1 pseudogene is annotated in these 321 nt (G+C 67.3%); it reads left to right on the plus strand.

What is annotated here, in order from left to right:
• Positions 1–321: pseudogene (locus tag AC0L3K_RS40800) on the plus strand (cell division protein FtsZ); the annotation flags it as partial.

The raw sequence follows: 321 nt of genomic DNA on the forward strand, positions 1-321 counted from the left end.
CACGGCCGGGCTGCAAGGGGTCGAGTTCGTGGTCGCCAATACCGACGCGCAGGCGCTGGCCATGTCGAAGGCGAGGCGCCTCATCCAGCTCGGCACAAAGGTGACCGCAGGCCTCGGCGCCGGCTCACAGCCGGAATTGGGACGCGCCGCAGCCGAAGAGGCGATCGATACGATCCGCGAACAATTGACTGGCGCACACATGGTGTTCGTGACAGCCGGCATGGGCGGCGGCACCGGCACCGGGGCTGCCCCCATCGTCGCCAGGATCGCGCGCGAGCTCGGCATTCTCACGATCGGCGTGGTCACCAAGCCATTCTACTT

It is taken from the genome of Bradyrhizobium sp. MI1.10, from assembly GCF_055811035.1.